Origin of the sequence: Rhodopirellula maiorica SM1, assembly GCF_000346295.1 — a bacterium.
Classification (GTDB): domain Bacteria; phylum Planctomycetota; class Planctomycetia; order Pirellulales; family Pirellulaceae; genus Novipirellula; species Novipirellula maiorica.
Window position 1 is genome coordinate 1 of sequence record NZ_ANOG01000141.1, and the last position, 4,250, is coordinate 4,250.

General features: G+C 55.2%; 6 protein-coding genes and 1 pseudogene. All 7 read right to left on the reverse strand.

Features of this window, described 5'->3' with window-relative positions:
• Window positions 1-403 (reverse strand): annotated as a pseudogene (locus RMSM_RS04155) (sodium:glutamate symporter); the annotation flags it as partial.
• 127 nt (window positions 404-530) lie between these two features.
• Window positions 531-1,199 (reverse strand): FliO/MopB family protein, encoded by a 669-nt coding sequence (locus RMSM_RS04160; protein ID WP_008692009.1) that lies wholly within the window; start codon window positions 1,197-1,199, stop codon window positions 531-533.
• Window positions 1,200-1,242: 43 nt separating this feature from the next.
• The gene (fliN, locus tag RMSM_RS04165) at window positions 1,243-1,722 is read right to left on the reverse strand and encodes a flagellar motor switch protein FliN (protein ID WP_008692011.1); all 480 of its coding nucleotides are present in this window, start codon (window positions 1,720-1,722) and stop codon (window positions 1,243-1,245) included.
• Between the two features lie 83 nt (window positions 1,723-1,805).
• Entirely contained in the window at window positions 1,806-2,366 is a 561-nt protein-coding gene (locus tag RMSM_RS04170; RefSeq protein WP_008692014.1) for a hypothetical protein, read from the reverse strand.
• Window positions 2,367-3,143 carry an OmpA/MotB family protein gene (locus RMSM_RS04175; protein ID WP_008692016.1) on the reverse strand — a complete coding sequence of 259 codons (777 nt, stop codon included), beginning with the start codon at window positions 3,141-3,143 and terminating at the stop codon, window positions 2,367-2,369.
• A gap of 70 nt (window positions 3,144-3,213) precedes the next feature.
• Window positions 3,214-3,975, reverse strand: a complete 762-nt coding sequence (locus RMSM_RS04180; protein ID WP_008692018.1) for a motility protein A — start codon at window positions 3,973-3,975, stop codon at window positions 3,214-3,216.
• 84 nt (window positions 3,976-4,059) lie between these two features.
• A complete protein-coding gene (locus RMSM_RS04185; RefSeq protein WP_008692019.1) occupies window positions 4,060-4,242 on the reverse strand; it encodes a flagellar FlbD family protein in 183 nt (60 codons plus the stop codon).
• Window positions 4,243-4,250 lie beyond the last annotated feature (8 nt).

The window sequence follows — 4,250 nt, forward strand, 5'->3', positions numbered from 1 at the left end:
TCTCGATCAGCATTCCAAATGAATTGGGAAGATCATAAAAAGGTTGGATGAAGATCCAAGTGACAAGCAAGCCGACGGCGGTTTGCCCGAGCACGATGATCCACACCATCAAGGCTTCGCGACCCACGTTGCTCGCGTTTTCTCGATGTTCCGTAGGCTTGCGTTCTAGCAGCATCCCGGCAAAGACGACGGCGATCAACAGGTTGGGCCAATCACTCAGCGTCGTGGCAATCGCTTCGGTTGTTCCGCTGACGTTTTCCGGTGCGAGCTGAATGACGGCTAAGCCGAGTATCCCCGCGATCACCGAGGCAGGGATATAGAGCCACTGGAAAATTCCAAACCGGATTCGCAGTGCGACTCCGACCAGCAGCAGAAATGTGACAAAAAGAAGTGCGGCAATCATGGCCGCGATTGTATCGGTTTTCTCGTGGAAGGAGTCCCCGGGATAGCGAAAGTCGCCAAGACTTTTGTGAATTCAGGCACGAGCGCAACGCTTGGCGAGTTTTGCTACATCAAGACGAGTTTCGCCTTTAGGCACTGGCGAACAAGCGGCCGCGGCTGCGAGGCGTCGGAGGCGTTTCAATCGGTGTGCCGGCGAACCCTTTTTCGGCCGGTTCTTTTTCAAACTCGCGAAGCGTGCTGGCGAAATTGCGTTTTGATTCGCCGATGCATGATGCGGTCAATTGCTGCACTTCGTTCAGGTCGGTGATTTCTGATAGCGGATGAATTCCGGTTGCCGTTTGCGCGACCACGATAATGCGATTGCCACAGCGAATCATGGACACCTTGGTTCGCGAGTCGATCGAGGTGCTGCCCAGATTTTGAACCACGTCTTTGGGGATCACGCCGTTAGCGGATCCACCCGTGCTGAAACGACGTGTCAGCCAAACAAAGCCCGCGAACAAACCAAGCACCACCGCCAAACTCGACGCGACAGTGATCCCGGGAACCGCCAACTGGCTTTCTTGTTGGCCCTCAGGTTGCTCGCCCGCCGTGTCCGTAGAGATCGATCGCTGTGACAATGCGGGGAAGCCGCGGGCGATGACTTTGGGCGTTGGTTCGTTTAGTAAAGCTGGCTGGGTGGTTTGCGGGACTGACGTTGAAGTCGTTTCGCTCGCCGCGGAATCGGCAACCGAATACTGCTGGGCGGTCGCGGTGGTGGCACAAACCGTCATGGCCAGCGCGGCCAATGCGATCATGCTGCTGCCCAGGCGGTTTGAAGACGCGATCCTATGACATGGGTTACGCACTGATCAACTCCGTCACACGAACACAAAAGTTGTCATTCATGACGAGCACTTCGCCGCGAGCAATCAATTTTCCATTGACAAAAATATCGACAGGATCGCCTGCTAATTTGTCCAGTGCGACCACCGATCCGCCACGAAGCTGCAGCACTTCTTCGAGTTTCATCTGAGTGCGACCGAGCTCGATGCGAAGATCCAATTCGACTTCGCCTAGCAAGTCGATCGATTGTCGCTCGCCGGAGGACGCGTCGGGCTCGAGATTGCCTAGATTAAATGGTTCGGGAGACCCAGAATTGGCCACGCCTTTGCCAGCCGCTTGGTCGAGGTTTCCCGACGCCTCGGCTAGCAGTTTTTCGATATCGTCCATGTCCAGATGTTCTTCGGAACCCTTGGACTTTGGATCGGTCGCGGGATCGGTCGAGCCAGACGATGCAGCGTCTGGCTTGGCAGAGGTGGGTTTGGCAGGGTCTGGCACTGGCTAGGTCCTTCCGTGGACGACGTTGTTTCACGACCTGTTTCACACGCCGAGCGTCGTTTTGACGCCTCCGTGTGCGACGGTCACTCCTCGCGTAGCTGGTAGTCGTGAAAACCGACTCCGAGCAAATAATCTTCCGCGAGTAAGTGATTAGATGTCGTCAAAATTCGTCTTTCAAGCAACCCCAATTGGTTTTCTTGCAGTTCGGTCAACGCGCTGGTGCGGATTTTCATCCGGATTGCGTGACGCAAACGCCCTTGTTTTTCCGCCAATTCGGCGTCCATGGCGTCGGAATTCTTTTTGCGGATCAAACCATACAAATGCAATTCGATCGTGTATTCACGCTCGGTATCGATCGGGCTGAACGTCTCGCCAAAGGTGCCTAGGTCGATCTCTTTGACTTCGTTTTCGTCGTCGGCCTTCTTTTCGGCTTGGACTTCGCCCTCTTGGACCGATTTGATCAGTTTAGCCTCGGCCAGTGCACTGACTTCTTCGGCGCTGGGCACCATCAAAAAGAACATGGCGGATTCGATCAGCACAATGACGCCCACAAACGCCATCACAAGTCCGCGGCCGACAGCCGCTTTTTTCGGGACAACGGCTTCGCCATCGCCGTTTTCTGTCGTTTCTTTTTCGTCAGCCATCTAGTTGTCCTCCCCAATGGAGTCGTTCATTTGAATGGTTCGTGCTTTGCGTTCATCGGCAGTTCCGTGCAGATCCTCGACCGTTTCGTCCAACAGAAAGACTTCGACGCGAGGATTGCGAGCGATCGCGACGCTTCCACCGGCGCGGTGCATCGGTTCGCTGTCGCCCGCGGATGAGACGCGAAATCGTTCGGCTTCGATCCCCTGTTCGACAACTAACGCGGTACGGACCGCAATCGCTCGCCGGAACGCCAACTGAACCGCTTCGTCGGTACCCGCGGTGCGAGCTGCGTATTCGGCCGAGGTGTGGCCGCGGACTTCAATCTTTTGAGGTTTGCCTCGCAGTTGAGCCGCCAAGTCTTTGATCGCCGCTTTCGCGCTCGGACGGAGTTCATCCGAACCGATATCAAAAAAGATCACCGAACCGACCGCTGTGACTTGCCCAGGCCGCACGATTCGCACCGTCGGGTCTTCGCCGCTGGGGGCTTTCTCGGGAACGCCGCCCTTGGCTGTATCTTTCTTCTTCGCGCGGCCGGTGGTCGACAACACGCTGAATTTGCTCGATCGAGGACGCGAGTCGCCTGGCGTTAATGCATCGATTGTTCGCGCGTAGCCGAACTGCTGCTTCATCGAATCGACAAGCGCCTGGTAGGTCTCTTCCTCTTTGATCTCGCTGAGCGAAACCAACATGATGAAAAACGTCAACAATAGACTCATCATGTCACCGAACGTGACAACCCATTCGGGAATGCCAATTTCATCTGGTTCATCGTCCATGGTTTACTTCTCTTGACATGTTAGCGAGGGAATGCGATGGCAAAGTCTTTCTCGGTGCGTTCATCAGTGCTTATTCAGCACCGCGTTGGTTCGGCGGCAGGAAGGTGCGAAGTTTTTGGTCGATCGCTCGAGGGCTTTCGCCTTGTTGGATCGCCATCACACCACGGATCGCAATTTCCATGCTGACCATTTCGTTACGGCTCAGCAGCCCCAGTTTTTCGGCAAACGGGCTGAAGAACACGTTCGCGACGATCGCTCCATAGAGTGTGGTGATCAACGCGACCGCCATCCCTGCACCAATCCCCGAAGGATCGCTCATGTCTTGAAGCATCATGATCAATCCCATCAATGTTCCGATCATTCCGTATGCCGGAGCAAAACGTCCGAGTTGATCCATGATGCTTTTGCCTTCGCGATGACGCACCGCAATCGCATTGACTTCGGTACGAAGCACCTCTTCGACAATCTCGGGCGTGCTGCCGTCGACCGCCATTTGGATTCCGGTTTTCACCAGTGAGTTTTTGATTTCACCGACTTTGGACTCGAGTGCCAGCAGTCCGTCTCGTCGCGCGGTTTCCGCGAGTTCAACGATTTGCTTGATCAATTCCAAGCGGTTCTCGCCTTTGTTCAGCAAAACTTTTAATGCGATCATCGGCGACTTGAGCATGCTGGCCATCGGAAAACAAATCAACGCAGCCGCGACCGCACCTCCGACCACCACCAATAGTGAGGGAATGTCAATAAAGGCCGAGAAGGGCGCGTTGCCGAGCGCGATCGATGCGAGGATCAAGCCGATGGCGAGTATCAACCCGATGAGGCTGGCGATATCCATGATGATTCGTTTCCGAAGCTAGTTCAGCAAATTTGGTTTGTTGGGTCCGGCGAGTGGTCACCACTTCGGGTGACTGGGCCGCTGTTAGGACGTGCAGTTCAGGGCGACGCGTGGCGTTGGCATATAGTGCTTGCGTTGTTGGTACTCCACCGCTCGCTCGATGACATCGTCCATCGACTCTTTGACCACGATTCGGTCGCCCGACGTCAATGTCACGAAAGTATCCGGGCGTCGTTCGACGTAGCGAATCAGGTCTGCATTGAGCACAAATGGCT